This is a genomic window from Wenzhouxiangella sp. YN9 (genome assembly GCF_056324165.1).
Genome location: NZ_JBJNIP010000100.1, coordinates 150,019 through 174,328, shown reverse-complemented (window position 1 = coordinate 174,328; position 24,310 = coordinate 150,019). Strand labels below are relative to the sequence as shown.

Genomic DNA, 24,310 nt, shown 5'->3' with positions numbered 1-24,310 from the left:
GATTCTCTCCGAGATTAATGTTGTTCAAAGCGGTCCTGGAACAGGGTGATGCGCACCAGATCGCGATCCATGGCGCTGTTGTTGTCGTCATTGAGCTCATCGGGGCTGGCCGGAATGGCGTGCGCTGCCTGCTCCAGGAAGTAGCTGCCGCTGCCCGGATTCAGGTTCGGGTCCACGCGGGCTTCGAGCATGTAGACCACCTGCTCACCAGGCGCCAGGGTCAGCTGGTCACTGATGTCGCCGGTCCCGGCCTTGTCGCAGCCGATGCTGCCGGCGGCAAGACAGGTCCAGCTGATGTCGATCAGATCAGCGGAAATCGGCACGTTGACCGCAACGACGTTGGCCGTTCTTGAACCCAGGTTGCTGAAAGTGATGGTGTAGGTCAGCTGCTCGCCCGGGCTGACTTCGTCGCGCCCGTTATCAATGGCGACATTCACGTCCGGCCCGTTGCGCAGCTCGATCGTTTGATTGGCCGCGTTGTTGGCAAGGCTCGGGTCGTCATCGAGGGTGACTGCAAGGGCTTGAGCCACAAGTGATCGTCCGGCCGGGGGCAGATCGGAAACCTGAATGTGCCAGCTGACCGAGTTCCCGCTCGGCAGGGCAAGCGTCCGGCAGCTCAGGCCATTGGTCTGGCGTGAGCAGCCCTGGGCCGTGGCCGATACCCCGGCGTCGAAGCTCAGATCGACCATGGTTTCGCTCGCATCGGACGGGCCGTTGTTGTGCAGTGTCAACGTCAGCGGCAGCGGCGCCGGCCCGTCGGGGTCGAACGGGTTCAAAGGCGTGGCGATGGCAACTGCCACATCCGGCCTAACGACCACGGTGTGACGAGTGGCAGCCGAGTTGTTGCCGTGGTCCGGATCCTCGACCGGGGCGGCCGCTTCAACGGTGGCTTCGTTGAACAGCTCGCCGGTGGCATCGGAAGGCAGCTGGCCACTTACCCGGAGGCGCGCTTGACTGCCGGCCGGGAGCGCAAGAGTCAGCACGGGATCACCGCTGCCGCTGGCGCTGGGGCAGGTGGCGCCGTTCATGCCCTGACAGGTCCATTGTTTGTTGCGCAGGCGGCTGTCAAGCAGGTCGCTGACGGCTACCTGGGGTGCATCGCTGGGGCCGGGATTGCTGACGACGATTTCCCACTCGATTTGCTCGCCCGCGACCACGGCGTCGTTTTGCAGGCTCTTGCTCACGGCCACATCGGCCACTGCGCGCACTTGGGTGCGAGCCGAAGACGACTGGTCCTGCGGGGTGGGATCGGTGGCATCCGGTTCGGGGACGAGCTCGGCGGTATTGATCAGCTCGCCGATGATGGCTGGATCGATGGTGACCTCAGCCTCGATGATCAGTACGTCTCCGACCATCAGGTCGGCAGCAAAACCGGCGCTGTCGCTGGTGCTCGGGCAGGTGGAATCACCGGTGCCGCCGTTGTCGACCACGGTGCAGGACCACTCGGGATCGAGCAGCGCCGCCGGCGGGTCGGTGAAGTCATCGATGCCGATTCCCAGCGCGCTGCTGGGGCCGGCATTGGTTACCTCGAAGCGATAAGTGATGCGCTCGCCGGCGATGGCCTCTGCGGGTCCGGACTTGCTGATGGCAATATCGGATACCACTTCGATGTCGGTCACTGACTCGGAGATATTGTCGCTGGTGTCATCATCGATGCCCGTACCAGAGTCGATACTGGCGATATTGATCACCTGCCCCCGTGCGGACGGATGAACCACGGCGCCGTAATCGATTGCCGAGTAGCCGCCGACGCCCAGCTCGAGCTCCACAGCCAGGTTGTCGGCAATGTCTTGTGACTGCAAGCAGCGCGACAGGGCCAGCTCGGGGAAGGCGAGCAGCGTGTCGCCTGCGAAAGACCACAGCAGGGAGCTGTCGGAGTCGCCTGCAAGGCGGGAGGCGCCCGCCAGCTCGATGCGGTCGCGGTGCTCGATATTGCCGCTCGCCCAGTCGCGGGAAAATACATGGATGGCCTGGTCGTCGAGCAGATACAGGCGGGTGCCCGCCGGGTCGATCTCGATCGCCCGGGGCTCGCCCAGGCCTGAAATGTCGGACCAGGCCTGCTGAAATACCAGGCTGCCGTCGGCCGTCCGATTGAAGCGGGCGATGCCGGTCTTGCCAAGCACGTAGAGTTGTTCATCGCCCGGCCCGCTGGCCAGATCGACTGGCTTTTCGATGGCCACCGTGCGGCCATCGTCGACATCACCGTGGCGCCAGACGGCAGCCAGGGACAGCGACCCGTCTTCGTGGCTGCGCTGGAAGTGCGACAGCGCTGCTGAATCATGCGCCACGGCATACAGGTGGCCCTCGTCGCGGGTCGTGAAGGTAGTACGAATGCCGTTGAGCACATCGCTTTGCTGGCCCAGGCTGATGCCGTCGGCCAGTCGCTCCACGAAGGCCAGCTTGCCGCTGCCAGGCTCGCGCGAGAATACGGCAATCGCCGGTTTGGCCCGGCCGTCAGCGGCATCGGATGCGACGTAGACGTTGCGCCCGTCTGCCGAGAGCTGCACAGAGACCGGCGCAATCAGCCCGATGACGCCGTCGACTCCCGACTGATGGTGTTCGAGCATCTCGAACGCTGCGCCCGGACCCGATCGCGTGAAGACCGTCAGGCTGTCGTCTGCGTGGCCGACCACGTAGAGGTGATCCTCTTCGGGGCTGACGGTCAGTGCAGTCGCACCGCCCAGTCCGGCCACGGTGCTGCCGCTGTGAATGTCACCGTTTCGAATGATGGCAGGCGTGCCGAGCGTGTTGGCTGTGCGCGGATAAATAATCAGGGCATCGTCCGTCGCGCTGACGGCGTACACGCCGAAGTTGCCCACGGCCAGGTCCGACAGTACATTGCTGCCCGGCCAGGCTTGTGCTGCCTCCAGCGGCGGGTTGGCGCTGCACTGCCAGCTGCCGGAGCCGGCCAGCAGGCCGCCGGCGTCCGGGTGGATCGGCGGCGTATCCGCCAGCTGTGCCAGCATGGCGTCACTGGGGCCGTCATTGCGTGAATCGATGGCGAACGTAATGGCTTCACCCGCGACGACCGGATTGGGAGCGGCTGATTTGATGATCGACAGGTCGGGCCTTGGCAGCAGCGTATCGCTGTCGACCGCCTGGTTATCTGCCGGGTTGAGCTCGCGCTCGGGCAGGGCGCTCATGGCCTCAACGCGATAGCGAAGTTCGCCAATGGCGTTGGCCTGAATTCGCCCGTGGACTATATAGGTCAAGTTGCCACCGGCGGTGATTTCTGCCTGCTGACCGTCAAGCTGCTCGTGGCCTTCCAGCTGGCAGCGCGAGCCGCGCTCGCGCGACCAGGCGGCCACTTGGTTGCCCAGGGTGTAGAGCTGGCGTTGTCCGGGACCGATTGTCAGCGAGCGCAGCCCCTGAAGCAGGGCATGGTCGTTGATGCGGTAGTTGGCGATCAGCAGCGGCTCGGTTTGCATCAGACTGATCAGGGTCACCCCGCCCTGATGCTGGACGTAGAGGCGTGCGCGATCGGCTGAGTAGCCCAGTGCGGCGGCCGAGGCCATGTTCGCGCCGGGCAGGGTGGCGGCAGTGATGGGTGTCAGCGGATCGAACTCGACGCCGTTGTCTGACGCGACCGTGAACTGGAAGCGGTCGACTCGGTTGGCCGTCGGCGAGCTGACGAATATTTCATCATTTTCGGTCACGACCAGCGCTGCAGGATCATCGAGTTGATCGCTGCCGTCGCTGCTGATCATCCCCGCCCAGGCGAGCTCCCCGCTGAAGCTATTGCGGCTGAAGGCCGTCAGGCTGCGGTTGGCCCCCGCGCTGACCAGCAGATGGTCGCCCTGAGCGCTCCAGGCAAGATCGGTTGCGTCATTGAGGCCATCCAGCACAAAGGCCTGGTCAGGCAGGACGTCGCCGTTGCGCAGCACCCACTGCTGATCCAGCGAGCCATCGGACGGGTTGATCGCGAAGACGGACAATGCCGCTGCGTCGGGGCTGATGGCGTGCAGCCAGGCGCCGTCGGGACTGAACAGCAGACGGCTGACGCCGCCCAGCGCTTGAATGCCCGCCTGGCCGTCCTGCACAAAGCCCTGGAAGCTCAGATCACCGCTGGCTGCATCCCGCTCGAAGCGGGCGATGGCATCGGCGCTGCGCGCCGCAGCATACAGAAAGCGGCCGTCTGGCGATAGCGCCAGGCCGTTGACGCCCTGCAGGCTCACCACGCCGTCGACGTCCTGGCGAAGAGCCTGACTGAACTCCAGTGCGCCGCTGATGCTGTTGCGCTGATAGACGACCACGGCATCGTCACCGCCGATCCGGCCTGAAACATAGGCATGTCGACCGTTGCCGGAAAAAATGATGTCCCGGTGTTCATCAAGGACCATCGGGCTGCCGATCGAGGAAGCCAGCTCGCCGGCCCGCGGCTGCGGTGTGCACTCCCAGCTGACATCGTAGAGCGCAGCCGGCACGATGTCGCTGATGCCAATATCGTCGGCGTAGGAGGGTCCGAGATTCCGGATCTTTACCTCGTAGCTTGTTGCAAGCCCGGGCGTGACTTCGTTGCTACCGTTGGTCACGCTGATATTGAGATCCGAGGCCGGCGCCAGAACGGTGTCGTCGTCGGTCGCCTGGTTATTGGACGGGTCTGGGTCGAGTATGTTGCCGCCGCTGACGCTGGCGGTGTTGACCAGACGGCCGGTGGCGTCATCCTTGATGCGACCGCCGGCGGTAAAGGTCACGCGACCGCCGACTGGAAGTGCAACCTCGGTATTGATGTCACCTTCGCCGGAACCGGCGCACTGCGCGCCGTGCGCGGCAGTGCAGGTCCAGGAGACGTTTTCGAACTGGTCCGGAAACTCGTCAACTACGAGTGCTTCAGGAGCAGCGCTGGGCCCGTGGTTGTGCACCACAATGGTGTAGAACACCTCTTCGCCGGGCGCGACGCCGCCGAGGCCGTCGATTTGAATGTCGGCGAAGGCAAGCGAAGGCTCGGCAGCGACATTGCGCTGGAAGGTGATGACGGCATTGGCGCGGCCGGAGGCAGCGTAGAGTTGCCCGCCGTCGGCCGGAAGCCAGAGTGCCGCCGTGTCATCCAGGCCAAATACTTCGCCGCCGGTCAAGTGCGCCGGATCGCCATTGACGATCTGTTCGGCGAACGTCGGGATGCCATCACTCGAGTCTAAGCTGAAGCGGGTGATACTGCCGTTACCGGCAACATAGAGATTGTCGCCGTCCAGGCGCAGCGAGCGGGCGTTGCGCAGTCCCGCGGTATCGCCGAAGCCGTCCTGTCGGAAAAAGCAGGCGGTCTGTTCGCTTTCGCTATTGGGCAGGCAGACCAGCTCGCCGCTGGAGGGGTCGCGTTCGAAAACGGCCAGCGTGCCGTCCTCGTCGCCGAGCACGTAGACGAACCGGCCGTCGGCGCTGATGGCCATATCACGCACGCCGCCAAGCCCGACAATGTCATCGCGGTTGTTGCGGTAGTGCGTCTGATAGCTCAGGCGGCCAAAGTTTGCGCTGCCGGGGTTGGCCTCGCGGGAAAACAGTGCCAGTGAGTCTTCCTCGCGCCCCAGGACATAGGCATGTCGGCCGTCGGGCGAGAGCGCGAAAGCAGCGGGGCTGCCGATGCCCTGTACGTTGTTGACGCCGTCTTCCAGGCTTTCAAACAGCTGCAGTTGGCCGTGGTCGCTGCCGCCTGGATTGTCGGTCCGCATCATGACTGCAATTGAGTTCGAGTAGGCCCCGGTCACGTAGACGTGCGCGTTGTCGGGTGCCACCGCGAGACGGTTGGCGCCGGAAATTCCGCTGACGCCGTCGACGCCGTTTTTCAGGACCTGTCGGGCTTCCAGACCACCATCGGCCTGGCGGTTGAAGACAACCACCGTGTTGTCGCCGCGGGCAGCGGCATACAGCGTTTCGGCGTGGCTGTCGAGGGCCAGGTCCGAGACTTCACTCAAGCCGGTCAGGCCGGCGTCGCCGTCGCGCAGGGCGGTCTTGAAGCTCAACTTGCCGAATTGCGCGTCGCCGCTTGCGGCGTTGCGATTAAATACCGCAATCGCTGCATCGCCGCGGCCGGCAACGTAGAGGGTGTCGGCCGTGCCGGCCAGAGCTGCAGCGTCGGCAAGGCCGTCAATTTCGCGCAGGCCGTCGTCCTTGGTGATGCTCAGGTCGGCCGACTGCGAGATGGGACTCGTTTCGGTGGCGTTGTTGTTGGCCTGGTTGCTGTCGCGCGCGGCATTCAGCGAAGCGGTATTGGTGACTTCCGAATCGACTTCGGCGAGCACATCAATGGTCATGTCGAAGCGCACGGTGCCGCCGGCGGCAATGTCGAAGGCAACGGCCTCGATGGCGCCGCTGCCGCTGGCCGGGCAGGAAGAGTCGTTCTGGCGCTGAAAGCGGCTGACGGCCGGCTGCTGGGTGCCGGTAATCAATAGCTGATCAAGCGCGGGGTTGAGCGCCATGCTGGTGGCGCCCTCCAGACCGTCGACCAGGGCTGACGAGTTGGCGCGAACGCCACCGTAGCGAAGGCTGCCGTCGGCCGGGTCGCGCCGCAGCCAGATCACCGAGTTGGCGACCGGGCTGGTGGCGTACAGGTGATTGCCGTCACCGCTGAGCAATAATCTGCGCACGCCACCCAAACCTGAAATGCCGGTCTCGTCCTGGCTGAAGGAAGACGCGAGGCTGAGCTCTCCGGAGCTTTCGCGCTGCAAGACGACGATGCGATCGGCAGCCGCGGCGGCAACGTAGAGATATTGCCCTTGCGTATCGAACACTGCCGAGCCCGCGCCGCCCATGGGGCTGCCGAGCTCGCTTTCGCCATAGCGCTGCTGCCAGATCAGGCTGCCGTCGGCCGCGTCTCTTGCGAATACGGCAATCTGGCCGCTGCTGCCCGACAGGGCGTACAAGTGCTCGCCGTTGGGTGAAATACTCAGATGTTCCACGTCGAGCAGGCCGGCGATCACGTTCCCAGCGCTAGGTTGGCCGTTCTGCAGGGACTCGAGCAAAGTCAGCGAGCCATCGCCATGGCGCGTGAATACCGCCACGGCGTTATCGTTGACGCCGGCCACATACAGCTGGGCATCGCCCGGGCCCAGGATCAGGTGCACTGCCTGATCGAGCCCCGTAGCGCCGTCATGCTGCTCAAGCAGATCGATTTCGATGTCGCCACCGTTGTCGAGCAGTTCGAATACCGTCACCGCGTCGTCAATCCGGCTGGCCACGTACAGGAAACGACCGTCAGCGCTGGCGGTAATGGAACTTGCGCCGCTCAGGCTTGCGACAATCCCGCCGGGCAGGCTGTCGCCGTTTTGCGTCACGATGGGCGGCGCCAGCTCGCCGCTGATCGGATCGAGCGGGAAGACCAGCAGCGCACTGTCGATCACGCTCACGGCAGCCAGAGCGGGAATGTTGCCCGCGGCGTCCACATAAACAGCACCGGTCAGGCCGCGCATGGCATCAAAACCTGGAGCACCACCGGCATCGGCCGGAAGCCGCGCCGAAAGAAACTCCAGCGCGCCCGAGCCGCTGGCCTGGCAGGTCCAGCTTGCGCTGGCAATATCAAACTGCGCCGGATCCGGGCTGTCGGTCAGGGTCAGCGGCATCCCGGGCTCGTGCACCAGGTTGCTGGGGCCGGGGTTGGTGATGGTCAGCTCGTAGCTGGTGGATTCGCCGGCGGTAACGGAGACGCTGCCGGCGACCTTGGCAAGATTCAGGTCGGCCTCGGGAATCAGGTCGATGCGGTCGTCGTCTTCGTTGTTGCCGCCCGGGTCATCTGCGTCCGGGTCATCAAAGCGCTCCGGCGGGCTGATCCGGGCAGTGTTGACCAACTGGCCGGAAGCGCTGGCCGCAACCGTGCCGCGGGCGCGGTACTGCAGCGTGCCGCCGACGCCGATGTCCACCCGGTCGTCGATATCGCCGCCGCCGCCGGCGGTACAGGACGAGCCCGTGCCGCGCAGAAAGGAAGCCAGTGCGTGGCTACCGAACCCGGCAGCGTAGACGTTGCGCGAGTCGTTGCTGACGGCCAGGGCACGCACCTGCCCGATGCCGGCCACCCCGTCGACCTGGTTGCGCCGTACCTCGACGGCCGTCAGGCGGCCGAAACCGGGGCTGGTTGCATTGAGGTCGCGATCGAGCACCAGCAGTGATCCGGAACCTTCAGACGCGACATAAACCCGCTTGCCGTCGGGGCTGACTTCCAGCGCGCGCGGGCTGGAAAGAAACGCCACCCCGGCGTCACCGTTGTTCAGGATCTCCAGCGGTTGAACCTGGCCGAAAGCCGAGCTGGAAGGGTCAGTTACGCGCCGCAGTACGGCAATCGTGTTGCTGTTCTGCCCGGCCACGTAGACATGCTCGCCGCTACCTTCAGCGCTGGCTCCGGGAATGGCCAGCGCCATTGGCTGTGTTCCGATGCCTGATTGCTGACGCTGCAGGAAGGTCAGTGCGCCGGCCGTTTCGCTGGCAGCCTGATTGTCGCGGTTGAACACTACCAGGGAGTTGTCGGTTGTGCTCACGCCCAGAAGCTGGCTGCCGTCGGGGCTGAGCGCCAGATCGCGAATGCCGTTGAGCCCGCGGACGCCATCGACGCCGTTGAGCAGGTGCTGGCGCCAGGTCAGCTCGAGCGTGGTCGGGTCGCGATCGAAAACCGCTATGGCGGCAGCAAAGGCACCCGCGACATAGAGGTGCCGGCCGCTGCTGTCGAGCGCCATGCCCTGGGCGCCGGCCAGGCCATTCACGCCAGCGTTGCCGTCGCGATGGACGGCCTGGAAGCTCAGCCGGCCGTAGTTCGGGCTGGCGTCGTCGTTATTGCGCTGGAATACCGCCAGCGAGTCATGATCCCCGCTGGTCACGAACACGCTGCGACCGTCGCGGCTGAGTAGAATGCGGCGCGGTTCGATCAGACCGTCGATGCCGTTCTCACCCTGGCTGTAGGAGGCTAAGTGCTGCAGGTGAGCGCCCAGCGTATCGTCGGTCATGCCGCCGCGCGGGTCGCGGTTGAAGACATGAATCGAGTCATCCGCGAAGCTCAGGGCATAGACATGATCACCGTCGACGCTGACGGCGACATCGTGCACTCCGCGCATGCCGGTAAGGCCCGCCTGGCCATCGCGATCCTGTTCGATGAATGCAAACAGGGGATCAGGTGCCAGCCGTGAATAGCGAGCCAGGCTGCCGGCCGGCGAGCCGTCGAGCACGACCAGTACATGGCGGCCATCGGGCGTGACCAGCAGGTTTGATGCATAAGCCAGCACGGCGTGGCCCGCATCAGCGCTGCTGAGGGACTCCTCCAGGCTGAGGCCGCCAGAGGCCGGATCGCGACGCAGACGGGTCAGAGCACCAGCGCTGTGATTGCTCAGCAGCAGGTGTTCGCCGTCGCCGGTGATATCAATTCGGGCGCTGGCATCGAGCAAGCCGCTGCCGCCTAGGTCGGTGTTGGTGTAGCTGAAGTCCAGGCGCAGGCCAGTGGCGTCAAGATCGCTGTAGTCGATCATTACAAGGCGCTGAGATTGTGCCGCCACGGCATATAGCTGGGGGGCATCCGGTGCGAGCTTCAGGTCAACCAGACCCGTGCTATCGGACGTGTTCAAGGTGTTGATGGGTATCAGCTGCCCGGCAGGGAAGGCGCCACCGGCCGTTGCGATGGTATAGGCCGTGATGCCTTGCCCGCTGCTTGAGCCTGCGAACAGATACGGGCCGGCCGGATCGATCACCATTGGGCCTGGCGCGGGCGGCAGATCAACGCTGAAATCGCTGTTGTGGGCCGGCAGCCCGGTGGCGGGATCGCGAGCGAATATCGCGATCTGCTCGTCGCCGCTCAAGTAGAGGTGGTCGTCGGTCATGGTCATGCGCCGCGGTGTCGAGGGCACGCCTTCGGTGACCTGATCGACGAAAGTCAAGCGGCCGAAGCTGGCCTGGTCGGCGCGGTTGTTATTGCGCTGAAAGGTGGCGATCGCGGCCGGGTCTTCGCCGGCCGCTGCCGACAGCACATAGACGTGGTGACCGTCGGGCGAGAGCAGCACATCGATGGGGGCTGCCATGCCGCTGACGGCGCTGCCGGTATCGCTGGAATCGTTTTTGCCCTGCATTTCGGTCTCCAGCAGGGCAATGCGGCCGAACGTCAGACCGGGTGTCGCGTCGCGGTCGAAGACGAAAAGCGCTCCGCTGCCGGCGGCCAGATAGATGTGGCGGCCGTCGGCGCTGCTGACCGCGGCTCGACCGGCTGTCTCGGCCGTGCCAAGGGTTCGCTGCAGGCTCAGATCGCCGGGAATGGGTGTGGTGGCCTGGCAGGTCCACGAGACATCGGTGATCTGCGGCGGGAAGGTGTCGCTGACGGCGGCGCCGAATACATTGTCCGGGCCGTCGTTACCTACCGTGATCAGATACTCGATTTCTGTTCCGGGCGCGATGGCGCTGCGGTTGGAGGTCTTGTTCAGCCACAGGTCGGCCTGGCCGCGCAGGCCGGAGCTGATTGCAGTCGAGTCACTGCCCGCACCGGAGGTAACATCCGCCTGATTGTTGATCTGGCCCTCGGCGATATCGGTGGTGGCGACTTCGACCATCAGTCGAACTGAGCCACCGGGGCCGAGAATGACGTTTTCGGTAACTGAGGAGACGTCTCGTATCGGCGCTGCGGGGCTGGTGTCGAGACATTCGCTGCCGCCCGATGGATCGGTGACCTCGCAGTACCAGCTCGCCGTGCCGTTTTCAAACCCGGGGTCGTCGAGCAGATCCTGAATCAGCCCGTCGTCGACGTGGCTGGGGCCGGCATTGCTGACATCGATCTGATAGGTCATCTGGAACGGTGGGCCGTCGTCACTTTCATTGACCGGCTCCAGGCTGACCAGCTTCTTCGTGATGGCCAGGCCGGCGACCGGAACCAGCTCGGTGTCGTCGTCGGTCGAGGAGTCATTGGCCGGGTTCGGATCCTCGAATCCGGCCGGCGCCGTGATCGAGGCGGTGTTGCTGAGTGTGCCCTCAGCCTTGGGATCAAGTGTGCCGCTGATGGTGTAGACCACGCTGGAGCCGCCCGGCAGGTCGACGTACTCGTCGAGGCTGTCGGCAAATAGCGGGAGCGTCGGCTGGCCTGCGCCGCACTGGCTGGAGTTGTGCTGACAGCAGGCGCCGTCGAATGCCTGGCACTGGAATGAAACGCTTCCCGGCTCGAAGCCGGCGCTGGTGCCGGCCCCGAATATCGGCAGGTGGTCCGTTACCCGGACTTTGTTGGCACCGATGAGCCCCTGATTCTCGACCACTACCGTATAGCTGTGCTCCTCGCCGGGTACGGCCGTTGTCGTGCCGTCGTCGGTGGCTACGGACAGGTCGCCGCCAATGATGACCTCGACGGTTGCGGAGTCCTCGTTGTCGCCGCTCGGGCCTTCTTCGGTTACCGGGCCGGGCGAGGCAAGCGCGACGCTGGCGGTGTTGTTGATAGAGCTTGAGGCGGTGCCTGCGGTGGCAACGTAGATGACAACGGTGCTGGAATTACCGGCAGCAATGGACAGCGGCACGTTATCGAGACTGCCCTGGCCGGTGACAACTTCGCTCGGACAGTTGTCCGGGTCGATCGGTGTGCTTGCGCCGTTATCGCTTCGGCAGTATTTCCAGCAGGGCTGGCTGCCGTCATTTTCCGGGCAGACGCTGGCTTGACCCTTGAGGCTGGTCGAGAGGAGGTCGGTGACCAGTGCGCCGTCATTGCTGCTCTGGTCGTGTCCGAGATCGCCGGGGCCGTCGTTGTGGACGATCAGCGTATATGTGAACTCGCTGTTGGGGCTGGTTTGTGCAACCGATGCGGTCTTTTCGATGCGGATGCCGGCGCGCCGGTCAATGTCGAGCGGCAGCTCGGAGTCATTGTTGTCTGTGTCGGTATCGGTTTCATCCGCCGCGGCCGTGATGGTGGCGCCCAGCACCAGCTCGTCGCTGAGCGCACGGCTGTCGTGGTCGATTTCCAGCGCGACATTCACGCTGTCGGAGCTGGCGATATCGACAGAAAAGTCGAAGCTCAAAGTGAAACTGCCATCGCCATTCTGTGCGGCGCTGAAATCGGTCAGCACTGCCGTTGACGGGGTGCAGTTGGCCGTCGGGTCGCAGCTCAGATCGAGGCTTTCGATCCGGTCCGGATCGGTCAGCGTCAAGCGGATGCTGGCGTCCGCGGCGCGGGCGTCACTCGGGCCGGCGTTGGCCAGCATCAGGTGATGCGTGGCTGTGGTGCCGGGGGTATAGGTGCTGGCCGGAGATTGGAAGCCGGCGCTCAGATCAACCCGGGCATCACGGTCCTGGCTGCTGCTGTCAGACTCGCTGTGGTCGCCGGCATTGGGGTCGTTGTCGTCCGGATCGTTCAACCGGTCGGGCACGGTCAGTACGGCCTCGTTGACCAGTGGGTCGGTGAGCGCATCGGCCGGATAGCTGGCATCGAGGGTCCAAGTGAAGGTCTCGCCGGCCGGAATCGTGAACGTCTCGCTGATGTCTCCGCTGCCCGATCCATTGGGGCAGGGGGTTCCCCCGGAGTCTTCGCATCCCCAGGCGCCGATGACCATGTCGGCCGGCGCGGTATCCTCCAGCAATACGCCGTCTGCATCGGACGGGCCGGCATTGGTGACCGCAATCGTGTAGGCGCCGGTGACGCTTGTTCCCGGCACGTAGCTGGCGGCTGCTGCGGTCTTGGTGGTCGACAGATCGGCTACCAGGTGCAGGTCGCTTGCAACCTCCAACGCCGGTGTGACCGGGGTGCTGTTGCTATCGATCACGTTGGCGGCGACCGTCAGTGGGTCAGCAATCAGGTTCGAGCCGAAATCGACCTCGAAGCTGAAGGTGAGCTCGCCACCGCCGGCAGCAATCGTGCTTGTGCTGTCGTTGAGGTTGCCGCTGCCGCTGCCGGCGCTGCAGGTCGAGCCTCCGCTGGCAGCGCAGTTCCATGTCACATTTGCGTCAGCGGGGAAGCCGGTGCTCAGTGCAGGTGCGGTGTCATCCGTGTCGCCGCTGTTTGTGACTACCAGCTGGTAGCTGATATTCGAGCTGCCGGGCGTGTACTCGTCTGGACCGCTGAAACTGGCGGTGAGGTTGATTTGGGCGCTGGCCTGCCCGGCCAGCAGAACGGTGAATAATCCGGCCAGCCACAGCCCGCTTCTGGTCGGCCGGCTCCCTCTGCTCTGCGTTGTCTGCACGGTTGCTCCCTGCTTGTTTCATGACGCCACGGACCCACCGCGGCTCCGTGGTGCGAGTCAAGTTCAATCGACGGAAGCGGCAATAGACATTCGGCAACGAGTGGTGGTGCAGGCGGGCAATCATCCGCTGTTCCCGGCACCCGTTATCGAGCGCGGCGGGGCAGCAAATTCTGCTGCGTTGCCTGCATGAGCCGCTCGCCTGGAGAGGACGGCAATTCTGAAACGTGCTTTTCCCCACCTTGTCTCGACCCTCACCGAGATTGCTGATCCGGACTGGTTTTATGCTGCGTAACCCTCATCACATTGTGATGCGGTTCACACTATACAGCAGCAATGTGAATCATGTCAATCCCCGGATCTTGGGCTGGGATGTGCGTGCAGGGGTTAGTTTCTCTCGGGCAAGCCGGGTCGGTAGTCAACCCGTAACTGCGAGGGTTTTCGCATAGTCAGGCGTTCGAGCAGGTGGCAGAGGCAGTCCTGGCGGATGACGCGCTCATCGGTGGTGAGCATGGCTGGCATCAGCGGTCGGTTGGTCCGGATTTCGCCTTGGTCGAGGCTGAACCAGGCAGCCGCGGCGTCGGCGTTGTCGTGGGCTTTCACCAGCAGCGCGCGATCCAGGGCCGCGTTCACCCGGCCCAGCCGGGTACCTGGGGGAAGCTCGCGAAAATTGAGCTGCTCCAGGTCGGAGCGCAGTTCGATATCCGAGCCGTCGGGGGAAAAGCTGAAGGAGTGCGCCGGCGGCAGATGCACGGTGGCCACCATCCGGAACAGCTCGATATCTTCCGGAGCGGGCGGACGAGTGTCGGCGCGTTCAGCGTTGAGAATAGTCGCCAGATAAGACAGCGCGTGATCCGCCCCGTCGGGTTTCCATGGCGGGCCGCATTCCAGCGTGACAGCAGGACAGAATTCACCGAAAGCCATGGACTGTACGCCGGCTGGCTGGGTGAAGTGAAGCACGGTGTGTGAAAACAGCGAGGCCAGACGCAGATGTGCCGGCTCGGTGCGGTTGATGGCGGCGTAATGCGGATTTTCGCCGCTGTTGTTGTGAATATCGATGCTGGCCAGCGGCTTTTGTGCGCGCACATAGCGGGTAATGCGCGCGAACAGCTCATGCAGCGGCCCGCGTGCTGTATCGCTGCCTGGCCAGCAGCGGTTGAAATCGGGCTGGTCGGCCAGGTGGCGGCGGTTGCGGGCGGCGGCGCGCACGTTGGCGATCATCAGAATCAGACTGCGCGGCAGCGGGTCGCGGGCGTAGCGGCCCTTGAGCAGGCGCCGCACAGCGTCCCAGCCGGAAATTTCGTTGCCGTGCTGGAGCACGCACACAAACAGCGGCTGTGGACGGCGTCCGGGCAGGTGGATGAGGGTCGGGCCGTCGAGCACTTCGTGCAGTTGTTCGGCCGGGCGCTCGAGCAGGTTCGGGGGCAGGTGATCGATAATGACGGGTTCCATGACACCCGATAAACTAACCGTTTGGTGCCGCGCTGGAAAGACCTGTTACCGTATTCGGCGTCATCACGATTTTCACTGACCAAGCGCGCGATGCTGGACTCGGGCCGCGCCAACGACCCGGTTCGAGCGCTCTCGGCGACCTTGAAAACCTGCGCATCTGCCCCTACTCCGGACAGCGCTGGAGCTTGATAATCAACCACGAGAGAATGGACGAATGCTTGCAGCCAGGAACCTGACCCGCCGATTCGGTCATCTTGTCGCCGTCGATAATCTCAGCTTCGAGGTGGCGCCCGGAACCGTGCTTGGTTTTCTCGGCCCCAACGGGGCGGGCAAATCCACCACAATGAAGATGCTCACCGGCTTCCTTTTGCCGTCTTCGGGCACGGCCGAAATTTTTGGCCACGATACTCGTACCGATTCGGTTGCGGCGCGTCGCAGGCTGGGCTATTTGCCGGAAGGAGCACCGCTTTATGGCGAGCTGACCGTCGCCCAACTGCTTCGTTTCATTGCCGATGCGCGCGGTTATTCCGGCAGCGAACGCGATCGGCGCATTGCCGATGCGGCCGCCCGACTGGAGCTTGGTGGCGTGATGCGTCAAAGTATTGAAACGCTTTCCAAGGGCTTCAAGCGGCGGGTGGGCCTGGCGCAGGCCATCCTCCACGATCCGCCGGTGCTCATTCTCGACGAGCCGACCGACGGCCTCGATCCCAATCAGAAGCAGCAAGTGCGCCAGCTGATCCGTGATATGGCGCCGGACAAGATCATCATCATTTCCACGCATTTGCTCGAGGAAGTCGACGCGTTGTGCTCGCGGGCCATGATTATTGCCCGCGGCAAGCTGCTGGCCGACGACACGCCGGCCGGCTTGCTCGAGCGTTCGCGTTATCACAATGCTGTGACCCTGCATGTCGACGATCCCGAACGGGCCGCTTCGCGCCTGAGCGAGCTCGATGAGGCGCGCAAGGTCGAGGTCCGCCATGCCCGAGTGACCGTGTTTCCTTCCGATCAGGGCAATCTCTTGCAGGCCGTCACCCGGGTCATTGAACAGGAACATTGGCCGGTGCAGCAGCTGCAGTATGAGCCCGGTCGGCTCGATGAAGTCTTTCGAACCATTACGCGCGAGGAGGCAGCATGAGTCCGGCCAGTATCCGAACCGTCATGCGCCGTGAGCTGAGCGGTTATTTCTCCACCCCGGTTGCTTACGTGTTCATTGTCATCTTTCTGGTGATGTCGGCCGCGTTCACCTTTTATCTGGGCGGTTTCTATGAACGTGAGATTGCTGATCTGGAGCCTTTTTTCCGCTTTCATCCCTGGCTGTATCTGTTTCTGGTGCCGGCGGTGGGCATGCGCCTGTGGGCCGAGGAGCGCAAGTCCGGTACCGTCGAACTGCTGCTGACCCTGCCGATCACCATCGGTGAGGCAGTGGTGGGCAAATTCATTGCCGCCTGGCTCTTTGTCGGCCTGGCTCTGGCGCTGACCTTTCCAATCTGGATTACGGTCAATTTGCTGGGCAGCCCCGACAACGGCGTCATCCTGGCCGCCTACATCGGCAGCTGGTTGATGGCCGGGGGCATGTTGGCCATCAGCGAGGCTCTCTCGGCGGTGACGCGCAATCAGGTGGTGGCCTTCATTATCTCGGTCGTAGTCTGTTTCGGCTTTCTGCTTTCGGGTCTGCCGATGGTGCTGGATCTGTTTCGCGGCTGGCTGCCGCAGGTGTTGATCGACGGCGTGGCCAACCTGAGTTTTCTGGTGCACTTCAATTCGATTTCACGCGGCGTGATTGACTTGCGCGATCTCGTCTACTTTGCTCTGGTCATTGGCTTCTGGCTGCTGGCCAACTGCATTGTGCTTGAACTGAAGAAGGCGGACTGAGCCCATGAAAAATGTCTACAGCGCAACCAGCCTGGTGTTGTTCGCCATTCTGTTTCTGGCCCTGACCATCCTCAGCGGCGCGGCCTTGCGCGGCATGCGCGTTGATCTGACCGAGCAGGGGCTGTACACGCTCAGCTCGGGCACGGTGAGCATTCTTCAAGATCTGCAGGAGCCGATCACGCTGGAGTTCTACTTCAGCGAGGAGGCGAGCGCCGAGCTGCCGATGGTGCGCAACTTTGCCCGCCGGATTCAGGAACTACTCGACGAAATGGAAGAGCGGGCCGATGGCAGGCTCAAGGTCCGGCGGATCAATCCGGAGCCGTTCAGCGAGGCTGAAGATCAGGCCGCCAGCTACGGCCTGCAGGCGGTGCCCGTGGGCCGTGCCGGCGACAGTCTGTATCTCGGCGTTGTCGGCACCAATACCATCGATGGCCTGGAAGTGCTGCCGTTTGTCTCGCCGTCGCGCGAGGAGTTCATGGAATACGAGCTGGCGCGCATGGTGTATCTGCTGAGCCGGCCGGACAAACCGCGCGTCGCGCTGCTCAGCGGCATTGACATGAGCGGTGGCATGGACATGCAGACCGGTCAGCAACGCGAGCCCTGGGCGATACAGGAGCAGATCAACGAGATGTTTTCGGTCGAGACGGTTGCAGCCGACGATGAATCGCTGCCGCAGGACGTCGACGTGCTCGTCGTGATTCATCCCCGAGACCTTGCCGATCCGCTGCTGGCCGACATCGAGCGTTTCCTGGCCGCAGGCGGGCGTCTGCTGGCTTTCGTCGACCCACACGCCGAGTCGGCCAAGCCACCTGATCCGAATGATCCGATGGCAGCCATGAGCATGGATCGCACCTCGAACCTGGCGGCATTGTTCGACGCCTGGGGCCTTGATTTCAGCGCCGAGCGTTTCGTGGCCGATGTCGGCCTGGCCCTGCAGGTCAACGTCGCGCAGGGACAGCGGCCGGTGCGTCACGTCGGCATTCTGGGCGTTCCAGCCGACAACATGAATCCCGATGACGTCATTACCGGCGAGCTTGATGCGGTCAACCTGGCCAGCGTTGGCAGCCTGGCCGTGGCCGACGACAGCCCGCTTGGCTTTGAGCCACTGATGCACTCCAGCGAGCAGGCCGGCCTGCTTGACGTTCAGCGCCTGCAGATGCTGGCCGACCCGTCGAGTTTGATTGACCAGATGGGCGCCACCGGCGAGCGTTATACCCTGGCGGCCCGGCTCAGCGGTGAGGTGCCGCGCACTCTGCAGGCGAATGCTGCTGGCGATACTGGTGACGAGAATAGTACCTATCTACTCAACGCGATTGTAGTCGCCGATGTCGACATGCTGGCCGACCGTTACTGGGTCCAGCGCCAGCGTTTTTTCGGCACCACCATGCTCGAGCCCTTTGCCGACAATGGTGACTTCGTGGTCAATGCCATCGACAACCTCATGGGCAATGCTGATCTGATCAGCGTGCGCTCACGGGCAACCTCGAGCCGGCCCTTCACCCTGGTCGAGTCGCTGCGGCGCGAGGCTGAACAGAACCTGCGCGCCACCGAACAGCGCCTCGAGGCGGAACTGGCCGAGGCCGAGCAGCGCCTGACCGAGCTGCAGCAGGCGCGCGGCGACAGCAACCTCGAAATCCTTACCGACGAGCAGCAGGCCGAGCTCGATCGTTTCATGGAACAGCGCCTTGAGATTCGTCGCCAGCTGCGGCGGGTGCGGCGCCAGCTTGACGAAGACATCGAAGCGCTGGGTGCGCGCATCAAGGTGATCAATATTGCGCTGATGCCGGCTCTGGTCACGCTGTTTGCCCTGCTGCTGGCCTGGCGGCGGCGGCGCTGGCGTGCCGGCGGGGAGGCGATGTCACCATGAACCGAACGGCCTTTATCTTTCTGATCGCGGCAGTCATTGTTGCCGTGGGTCTGGCGCTGACGCTTGTCGATCGCCCCGATGAGCCCACATCGGGTGCGGGCAGCGCCGCCTTGTTGTTGCCGGCGCTTTCCGATCGGGTCAATGCCGTCGCCGCGCTGGAGATCGTCGGGCCGGAGGGCGAAACGGTCGCCAGCCTGCAGCGCTCGCGCGAGCGCTGGCGGCTGCGTCAGAAGCACGACTACGAAGCCGATTTCGCGCGCATTCATCAGCTGCTGCGCGATCTGGCCCAGGCCTTCCGGCTGGAGAAGAAGACCGGCAACCCCGACTGGTACGGGCGTCTGGGGGTGGTCTCGCCGGGCAAGGCCGGTGCCGATGGTGTACTGGTGAAGTTCCCCGACCTCGATCTGCCGGCTGTCATCATCGGTCACCAGGATCCCGCCGGCCTGGGGCGCTATGTACGCCTTGAGGGAGAAACCCACGCCTGGCTGATCGACCGCGATATCGACCTGCCGCTCGAGCGCATGGAATGGCTCGAGCGCGCCATCATGGACATTCCTGCGGCCGATATCCGATCGGTGACCATCCGGTCTGCCGATGGCGATGAGGTCGAACTGCGCTCCGGCAATGAGCCGGGCAGTGACTGGGTAATGCTCGATGTGCCCGCAGGCCGCGAGGTCAAGCCGAGCTGGGAGTTGGCACAGACGGCAAGTGTACTGGCGCGTTTGAACATGAAAGACGTGCGGCCGGCCGACTCGGTGCCGGTGCCCGAGGATGCAGTGACCACGATTTTTCGCACGCGCGACGGCCTGCAGTTCGTCGCCCGCAGTTTCAGCGACGATCGGGGCCACTGGGTGCACTTCAGCGTCGGTGAGGCCGATGCCGGCGACAACGACACGCAAACCGACGGGCCGGATCTCGACATCGTTGCCGTCGATGGTCGCTTGTCGCCCTGGCAGTTTGCGATCACCGAGGAGCGCTTCGAGCGGCTGCGCCCGACTGGCGGAGATCTGCTGCTGCCCCCCGACGAGGAATCGACGGCGTCGGAGTAGCGCCGTTCACTGCGCTGCCGGCGGTGCCAGCAGCTCGGGATCGATAGCGGCAAAGATATCGGCCAGCTCCTGCAGAAAACCGGCCAGGGCAGAAGACCTGCGCCACGCCATCGCAATGGTTCGTTTCGGAGCGGGTTCGAGAAAAGGGCGGGTGACCAGGTTTGGCGTGCCGGCCAGCGGCGGATTGACCGACAGCGCGGGCATCAGCGTGATGCCGGTGTTGGCGGCCACCATGTGGCGCAGGGTTTCCATGCTGGTGGCGTTGAAATCGAGCTTTTCGGCCGCCCCGGCGAGGTGACAGACCTCCAGCGCCTGGTCGCGCAGGCAGTGTCCCTCCTCGAGCAGCAGCAGCTCCTGGCCGGCCAGATCGGCCATGCACACCTGCCGTTTGCTGGCCAGCGGGTGCTGTTCGGGCATGGCGAGCACGAAGGGTTCCTCGAACAAGGTGTGGCTGACCAGCCAGTCTTCGTTCAAGGGCAGGGCCAACAGTCCGGCATCGAGCTTGCCCTCGGCGAGCATGCGAATCACGTCCTCGGTCTTTTCTTCGTACAGGCGCAGCGAGAGACGGGGAAAGGCCCGGCGAATTTCGGGAATCACGTGCGGCAGAAAGTAGGGCGCCAGGGTTGGAAAGATACCGATGCGCACCATGCCGCTGTGCGGATCGCGCGAGCGGCGCGCGATCGCGCGAATGGCATCCAGCTCGCCGAGCACGCTGCGTGCGCGGCTGATGATCTCTTCGCCCACCGGCGTGAGCATCACCTGGCGGGGGTGGCGTTCGACCAGCTGAACTTCGAGCTTGTCCTCGAGCTTGCGGATCTGGGTGCTCAGCGTGGGCTGGCTGACGTGGCAGCGTTCGGCCGCGCGTGAAAAGTGGCGGACATCGGCCAGGGCGACGAGATATCGAAGAGAGCGGAGGTTCATTGCGCCACTATATCAATTGCCTATCAATATGATTGAAACAATCAATTTGAAAAGAATCGCGCCAGCCCCGATCCTATTAATCGGCGGCGCGGAGTTGCCCGCCGTGAACCATTCAAAGCCCTGAACCCAAAGGAGTTTCAATCACATGCTGACAATTGGTGACAAGTTTCCCAACTATAACCTGAAGGCCACCGTGGACACCGAGCTCGAGTCCGCCTTCACCGACATTGACAACAACACCTATGCCGGCAAGTGGCAGCTGGTGTTCTTCTATCCGAAGGACTTCACCTTTGTCTGCCCGACCGAGATCAAGGCCTTCAGCGATCTGTCCGGCGAATTTGCCGATCGCGATTGCCAGGTCCTGGCTGCCAGCACCGACACCGAGTTCGTGCATCTGGCCTGGCGTCAGAGCCATGAAGATCTCAAGGATCTCAAGATTCCGATGCTGGCCGATGTCAAGCGTGAGCTGAGCTCGGCGCTGGGTATCCTGCACAAGGAAGAAGGCGTGGCCAACCGCGCGACCTTCCTGGTCGACCCGCAGGGCATCATCCGCCACGTTTCGGTCACTGACATGAGCGTGGGCCGCAACCCGAAGGAAACGCTGCGCATTCTCGATGCGCTGCAGACCGACGAGCTGTGCCCCTGCAACTGGCAGCCCGGCGACGACGTGCTGGAAGCCGCCTGAGCCGACGCAGCCGCGTTGATCAGGCCGGCCCGGACGGCGGCCACCCCGGCTGCTCTTTCCGGCGCCTGTAGTGAAAACGGACACCCGCGCGCTGCGCGGGTGGTCCGCAACTATCCCAACACCATTCAATCCACAAAGCGGGTGAATCCATGAGCATCGATCGCATCAAACAGCAGATTCCCGACTATGCGAAGGATCTGCGTATCAATATCGGCAACGTTCTCGACCCCGAGCGGGCCGCCGACGGCATGTCGGCCGAGCAGGTTTACGGCACTGCGCTGGCCACGGCCATCGCCAGCCGCAATCTCGAGCTGATGAACGCCATCGAGCAAGAGGTTGCCCCGAAGCTCGGTGAAGAGTGGCTGAATGCATCCAGAGCGGCGGCCGCCATCATGGGCATGAACAACATCTACTATCGTTTCGTGCATCTCGCCTCGAACAAGGATTACGGCAGCATGCCGGCGGGGCTGCGCATGAGCGTGATCGGTCGCCCCGGGATCGACAAGGTGGATTTCGAGCTGATGTCGCTGGCGGTCTCTGCCGTCAACGGCTGCGGGCTGTGCATCGACAGCCACGAGAAAGTGCTCAAGCAGGCCGGTGTGAGCAATGACGTTGTGCAGCACGCCGTTCGGATTGCTTCGGTGGTGCATGCGGTGGCAACCGTGTTCGACGCCGAGGGGCTCGACGGGCGCTCCCAAGCGGCTGCATGACATGAGTTGTTGACGGTGCGCCCGCGGTTTGCGCCGCCGGCGCCGGTGATGGCCTCGCGACACCGCGAGGCCCTTGCGACCGAGGCCGTAACTCCACGTATACTGGCGCCATGGAACAGCATTCACATCGCGTCGCGCGGTCGAGAACGCGCATCACCCGCCAGGTGTTTCCGCACGACACCAATCCCATCGGTACGCTCTACGGCGGCACCGCGCTGCAGTGGATGGACGAGGTTGCCTTTCTGGCTGCCACGCGCTTTGCCCGCTGCCAGGTGGTGACCGTTTCCATGGATCGCGTGGATTTCAAGGTGGCCATTCCCCAGGGCGCCATTGTCGAGCTTGTCGGCGAGGTCGTGCGCGTTGGTAACACCTCGATGGGCGTGCGCGTCCAGATTCTGGTCGAGGAAGTCGAGTCCGGGGCACAGAAACTCGCCATCGAGGGGGATCTGGCCATGGTCGCTGTCGACCAGCAGATGAAGCCGATGCCCGTCATTCGTGAATGAGCCTGCGCGCAGGCCCGGGTGCCGCTGAGTGAGTCGTGGTCCACTGCCGGAGCTCAGGCGGTAAAATACCCCCCTTGATCGCCATCTTCAGGGAAAATCTGTTCGGATGAAACACAAGACACGGGTATTGACCGGCATCACCACGACCGGTACGCCGCATCTGGGCAACTACGTCGGCGCCATCAAGCCGGCGATTGCCGCCAGCCGCGACACCGCGATCGACGCCTTCTATTTTCTGGCCGATTATCACGCTCTGGTCAAGTGCGAAGAGCCCGAGCGCGTGCAGCAGTCGACGCTGGAAATCGCGGCCACCTGGCTGGCGCTGGGCCTGGATACTTCACGTTCGCTTTTCTACCGCCAGTCCGACATTACCGAGATTCCCGAGCTGACCTGGCTTCTCACCTGCGTGACCGCCAAGGGGCTGATGAACCGTGCGCACGCCTACAAGGCAGCCGTTGATGAAAACACGGAAGCCGGAGAGGACCCGGACTGGGGCATCACCATGGGTCTGTTCTCCTATCCGGTGCTGATGGCCGCCGACATCCTGATGTTCAACGCTCATCGTGTGCCGGTCGGTCGCGACCAGATGCAGCACCTGGAGATGGCGCGCGACATTGCCGGTCGCTTCAATCACCGCCATGGCGAGCATTTCACGCTGCCCGAGGCCGTGATCGACGAGCATGTCGCCACGCTGCCGGGCACTGACGGACGCAAGATGTCGAAGAGCTACGACAACACCATCCCGCTGTGGCTGCCGGAAAAACAGCTCAGGAAAGCGATCATGCGGATCAAGACCAACTCCCAGGAGCCGGGTGAACCCAAGGATCCCGACAGCGCTGCGGTCTACTCGGTTTATGCCGCCTTTGCCAGCGAGTCACAGCGCGCCGAGATGCGCCAGGCGTTTGCCGACGGCATTGCCTGGGGTGAGGTCAAGCAGCAGCTGTTCGAGTTGATCAACGCCGAGCTCGAAGGCCCGCGCGAGCGCTATCTTGCGCTGATCAGCGACCCGGCCAGGGTCGACAAGGAGCTTCAGCACGGCGCCGAGCGGGCGCGCGAGCTCAGCCGGCCGTTCATTGCCGAGCTGCGCGACGCCGTGGGCATCAGAGCGCTGGGATGAACAAGCCGGCGGTAACGTGGCAGCCGCCGCTGCTGCCGATCAGTGACGGGCGGCATTTTCCGGTACGGCAGGTCTGGTGCGTGGGGCGCAACTATGCCGAACATGCGCGTGAAATGGGCGTTGACCCGGATCACTCCTCGCCGGTGTTCTTCTCCAAGCCGGCGCAGGCACTGGTGCATGCCGGAAGTGTTGCCTGGCCATCGCACACCACCAAGCTGCATCATGAAGTCGAACTGGTTGTTTTCCTTGCCTCTGGCGGCCGGAATCTCTCTTTGGCACAGGCTGAATCCGCAGTTTTCGGTCACGCTGTTGGCGTCGATCTGACGCGTCGCGACGTCCAGGCCCGTGCCAAGAAGGCGGGGCAGCCCTGGGGAATGAGCAAAGGGTTCGACCAGGCGGGTCCGGTCGGTCTGATTGTGCCGGTGCACGCCTGGCAAGCAGAGCCCGAAACGGCAATCAAGCTTTGGGTTGACGACGAGGTTCGCCAATCAGCGCAGCTTGAGACGATGATTTTCACGGTGGCGGAGCTGCTCGCAGAACTATCACAGACCGTGACGCTTGCCGCCGGTGATGTCGTGTTTACCGGCACGCCAGCGGGGGTCTCTGCGCTCAAACCCGGTGAGCGAGTGCACGCGCATATCGAGGGCTTGCCGGCGCTTGACTTCGGAATTTCCACCGCCTGATGGCCTTTTGGCAGGCCGGCAGTCGGCCCTGTCGCGTTTGAATGAATGACTGGAGAACACGATGTTGATCGATGCCCTGATCCTTTTGCCCGTGACCGTGTTTCTGCTTTGGCTGTATGTCTATTCGGGGCCGCGGGGGCTCAGCGGACGGCGCTGGTGGGCCGACCGTCTGCCGGCGTTTGTGTCTTTCGCAGGATCCGCCGTAGTGCTGGTCTGGTTGCATCTGACGCTGGAATACGAAGACCTCAACCGCAACATCATGGCAGTGGTGGGCGCTTATCTGGTGCTGTTGACCGGCCTGGGCTGCGGCTGGCTGCTGCGCTGGCGGCGCTCGCGCGCTTGACC

General features: G+C 63.7%; 13 protein-coding genes. 10 read left to right on the top strand and 3 right to left on the bottom strand.

From position 1 onward, the window contains the following. Positions 1-14 precede the first annotated feature (14 nt). Positions 15-13,109, bottom strand: a complete 13,095-nt coding sequence (locus tag ACEWQ0_RS09295) for a beta-propeller fold lactonase family protein (RefSeq protein ID WP_476485177.1) — start codon at positions 13,107-13,109, stop codon at positions 15-17. A gap of 384 nt (positions 13,110-13,493) precedes the next feature. Further along, positions 13,494-14,558 carry a M14 family metallopeptidase gene (locus ACEWQ0_RS09290; protein WP_476485176.1) on the bottom strand — a complete coding sequence of 355 codons (1,065 nt, stop codon included), beginning with the start codon at positions 14,556-14,558 and terminating at the stop codon, positions 13,494-13,496. Between the two features lie 214 nt (positions 14,559-14,772). On the opposite strand from ACEWQ0_RS09290, the gene ACEWQ0_RS09285 reads away from it, so the two are divergent. From ACEWQ0_RS09285 to ACEWQ0_RS09270, 4 genes are read left to right on the top strand one after another with little or no spacing between them, the layout of a single operon-like run. Continuing rightward, positions 14,773-15,693 (top strand): ABC transporter ATP-binding protein, encoded by a 921-nt coding sequence (locus ACEWQ0_RS09285; RefSeq protein WP_476485175.1) that lies wholly within the window; start codon positions 14,773-14,775, stop codon positions 15,691-15,693. Continuing rightward, positions 15,690-16,430: an ABC transporter permease subunit gene (locus ACEWQ0_RS09280; protein WP_476485174.1), complete on the top strand. Its 741-nt coding sequence runs from the start codon at positions 15,690-15,692 to the stop codon at positions 16,428-16,430. The genes ACEWQ0_RS09285 and ACEWQ0_RS09280 overlap by 4 nt, the downstream gene beginning before the upstream one ends. A 4-nt stretch (positions 16,431-16,434) precedes the next feature. Then, positions 16,435-18,297 carry a GldG family protein gene (locus ACEWQ0_RS09275; protein ID WP_476485173.1) on the top strand — a complete coding sequence of 621 codons (1,863 nt, stop codon included), beginning with the start codon at positions 16,435-16,437 and terminating at the stop codon, positions 18,295-18,297. Then, positions 18,294-19,346 (top strand): DUF4340 domain-containing protein, encoded by a 1,053-nt coding sequence (locus tag ACEWQ0_RS09270; protein WP_476483411.1) that lies wholly within the window; start codon positions 18,294-18,296, stop codon positions 19,344-19,346. Before ACEWQ0_RS09275 ends, ACEWQ0_RS09270 begins: the two co-directional genes overlap by 4 nt. 6 nt (positions 19,347-19,352) lie before the next feature. Here ACEWQ0_RS09270 and ACEWQ0_RS09265 read toward each other — a convergent pair whose 3' ends face one another. After that, positions 19,353-20,267 carry a LysR substrate-binding domain-containing protein gene (locus ACEWQ0_RS09265; RefSeq protein WP_476485172.1) on the bottom strand — a complete coding sequence of 305 codons (915 nt, stop codon included), beginning with the start codon at positions 20,265-20,267 and terminating at the stop codon, positions 19,353-19,355. Positions 20,268-20,412: 145 nt separating this feature from the next. Here ACEWQ0_RS09265 and ACEWQ0_RS09260 point away from each other — a divergent pair, with 145 nt between their 5' ends. From ACEWQ0_RS09260 to ACEWQ0_RS09235, 6 genes are all read left to right on the top strand, one after another. Next, positions 20,413-20,952 (top strand): peroxiredoxin, encoded by a 540-nt coding sequence (locus ACEWQ0_RS09260; protein WP_476483409.1) that lies wholly within the window; start codon positions 20,413-20,415, stop codon positions 20,950-20,952. A gap of 149 nt (positions 20,953-21,101) precedes the next feature. Next, on the top strand, positions 21,102-21,662 hold the full coding sequence (ahpD, locus tag ACEWQ0_RS09255) for an alkylhydroperoxidase, AhpD family (protein ID WP_476485171.1): 561 nt from the start codon (positions 21,102-21,104) through the stop codon (positions 21,660-21,662). A gap of 110 nt (positions 21,663-21,772) precedes the next feature. Beyond that, a complete protein-coding gene (locus ACEWQ0_RS09250) occupies positions 21,773-22,165 on the top strand; it encodes an acyl-CoA thioesterase (protein ID WP_476483407.1) in 393 nt (130 codons plus the stop codon). Between the two features lie 106 nt (positions 22,166-22,271). After that, positions 22,272-23,282, top strand: coding sequence for a tryptophan--tRNA ligase (locus tag ACEWQ0_RS09245; RefSeq protein WP_476485170.1), 1,011 nt, complete (start codon positions 22,272-22,274; stop codon positions 23,280-23,282). Then, positions 23,279-23,965, top strand: a complete 687-nt coding sequence (locus tag ACEWQ0_RS09240; RefSeq protein WP_476485169.1) for a fumarylacetoacetate hydrolase family protein — start codon at positions 23,279-23,281, stop codon at positions 23,963-23,965. The genes ACEWQ0_RS09245 and ACEWQ0_RS09240 overlap by 4 nt, the downstream gene beginning before the upstream one ends. Positions 23,966-24,026: 61 nt before the next feature. Next, positions 24,027-24,308: a hypothetical protein gene (locus ACEWQ0_RS09235; protein ID WP_476485168.1), complete on the top strand. Its 282-nt coding sequence runs from the start codon at positions 24,027-24,029 to the stop codon at positions 24,306-24,308. The last annotated feature ends 2 nt before the right edge of the window (positions 24,309-24,310 follow it).

Excerpts from the sequence above, each read along its gene's own strand:
- ACEWQ0_RS09290 (WP_476485176.1), bottom strand. The coding sequence starts at position 14,558 with ATGGAACCCGTCATTATCGATCACCTGCCCCCGAACCTGCTCGAGCGC.
- ACEWQ0_RS09285 (WP_476485175.1), top strand. The coding sequence starts at position 14,773 with ATGCTTGCAGCCAGGAACCTGACCCGCCGATTCGGTCATCTTGTCGCC.
- ACEWQ0_RS09280 (WP_476485174.1), top strand. The coding sequence starts at position 15,690 with ATGAGTCCGGCCAGTATCCGAACCGTCATGCGCCGTGAGCTGAGCGGT.
- ACEWQ0_RS09275 (WP_476485173.1), top strand. The coding sequence starts at position 16,435 with ATGAAAAATGTCTACAGCGCAACCAGCCTGGTGTTGTTCGCCATTCTG.
- ACEWQ0_RS09270 (WP_476483411.1), top strand. The coding sequence starts at position 18,294 with ATGAACCGAACGGCCTTTATCTTTCTGATCGCGGCAGTCATTGTTGCC.
- ACEWQ0_RS09265 (WP_476485172.1), bottom strand. The coding sequence starts at position 20,267 with ATGAACCTCCGCTCTCTTCGATATCTCGTCGCCCTGGCCGATGTCCGC.
- ACEWQ0_RS09260 (WP_476483409.1), top strand. The coding sequence starts at position 20,413 with ATGCTGACAATTGGTGACAAGTTTCCCAACTATAACCTGAAGGCCACC.
- ahpD (WP_476485171.1), top strand. The coding sequence starts at position 21,102 with ATGAGCATCGATCGCATCAAACAGCAGATTCCCGACTATGCGAAGGAT.
- ACEWQ0_RS09250 (WP_476483407.1), top strand. The coding sequence starts at position 21,773 with ATGGAACAGCATTCACATCGCGTCGCGCGGTCGAGAACGCGCATCACC.
- ACEWQ0_RS09245 (WP_476485170.1), top strand. The coding sequence starts at position 22,272 with ATGAAACACAAGACACGGGTATTGACCGGCATCACCACGACCGGTACG.
- ACEWQ0_RS09240 (WP_476485169.1), top strand. The coding sequence starts at position 23,279 with ATGAACAAGCCGGCGGTAACGTGGCAGCCGCCGCTGCTGCCGATCAGT.
- ACEWQ0_RS09235 (WP_476485168.1), top strand. The coding sequence starts at position 24,027 with ATGTTGATCGATGCCCTGATCCTTTTGCCCGTGACCGTGTTTCTGCTT.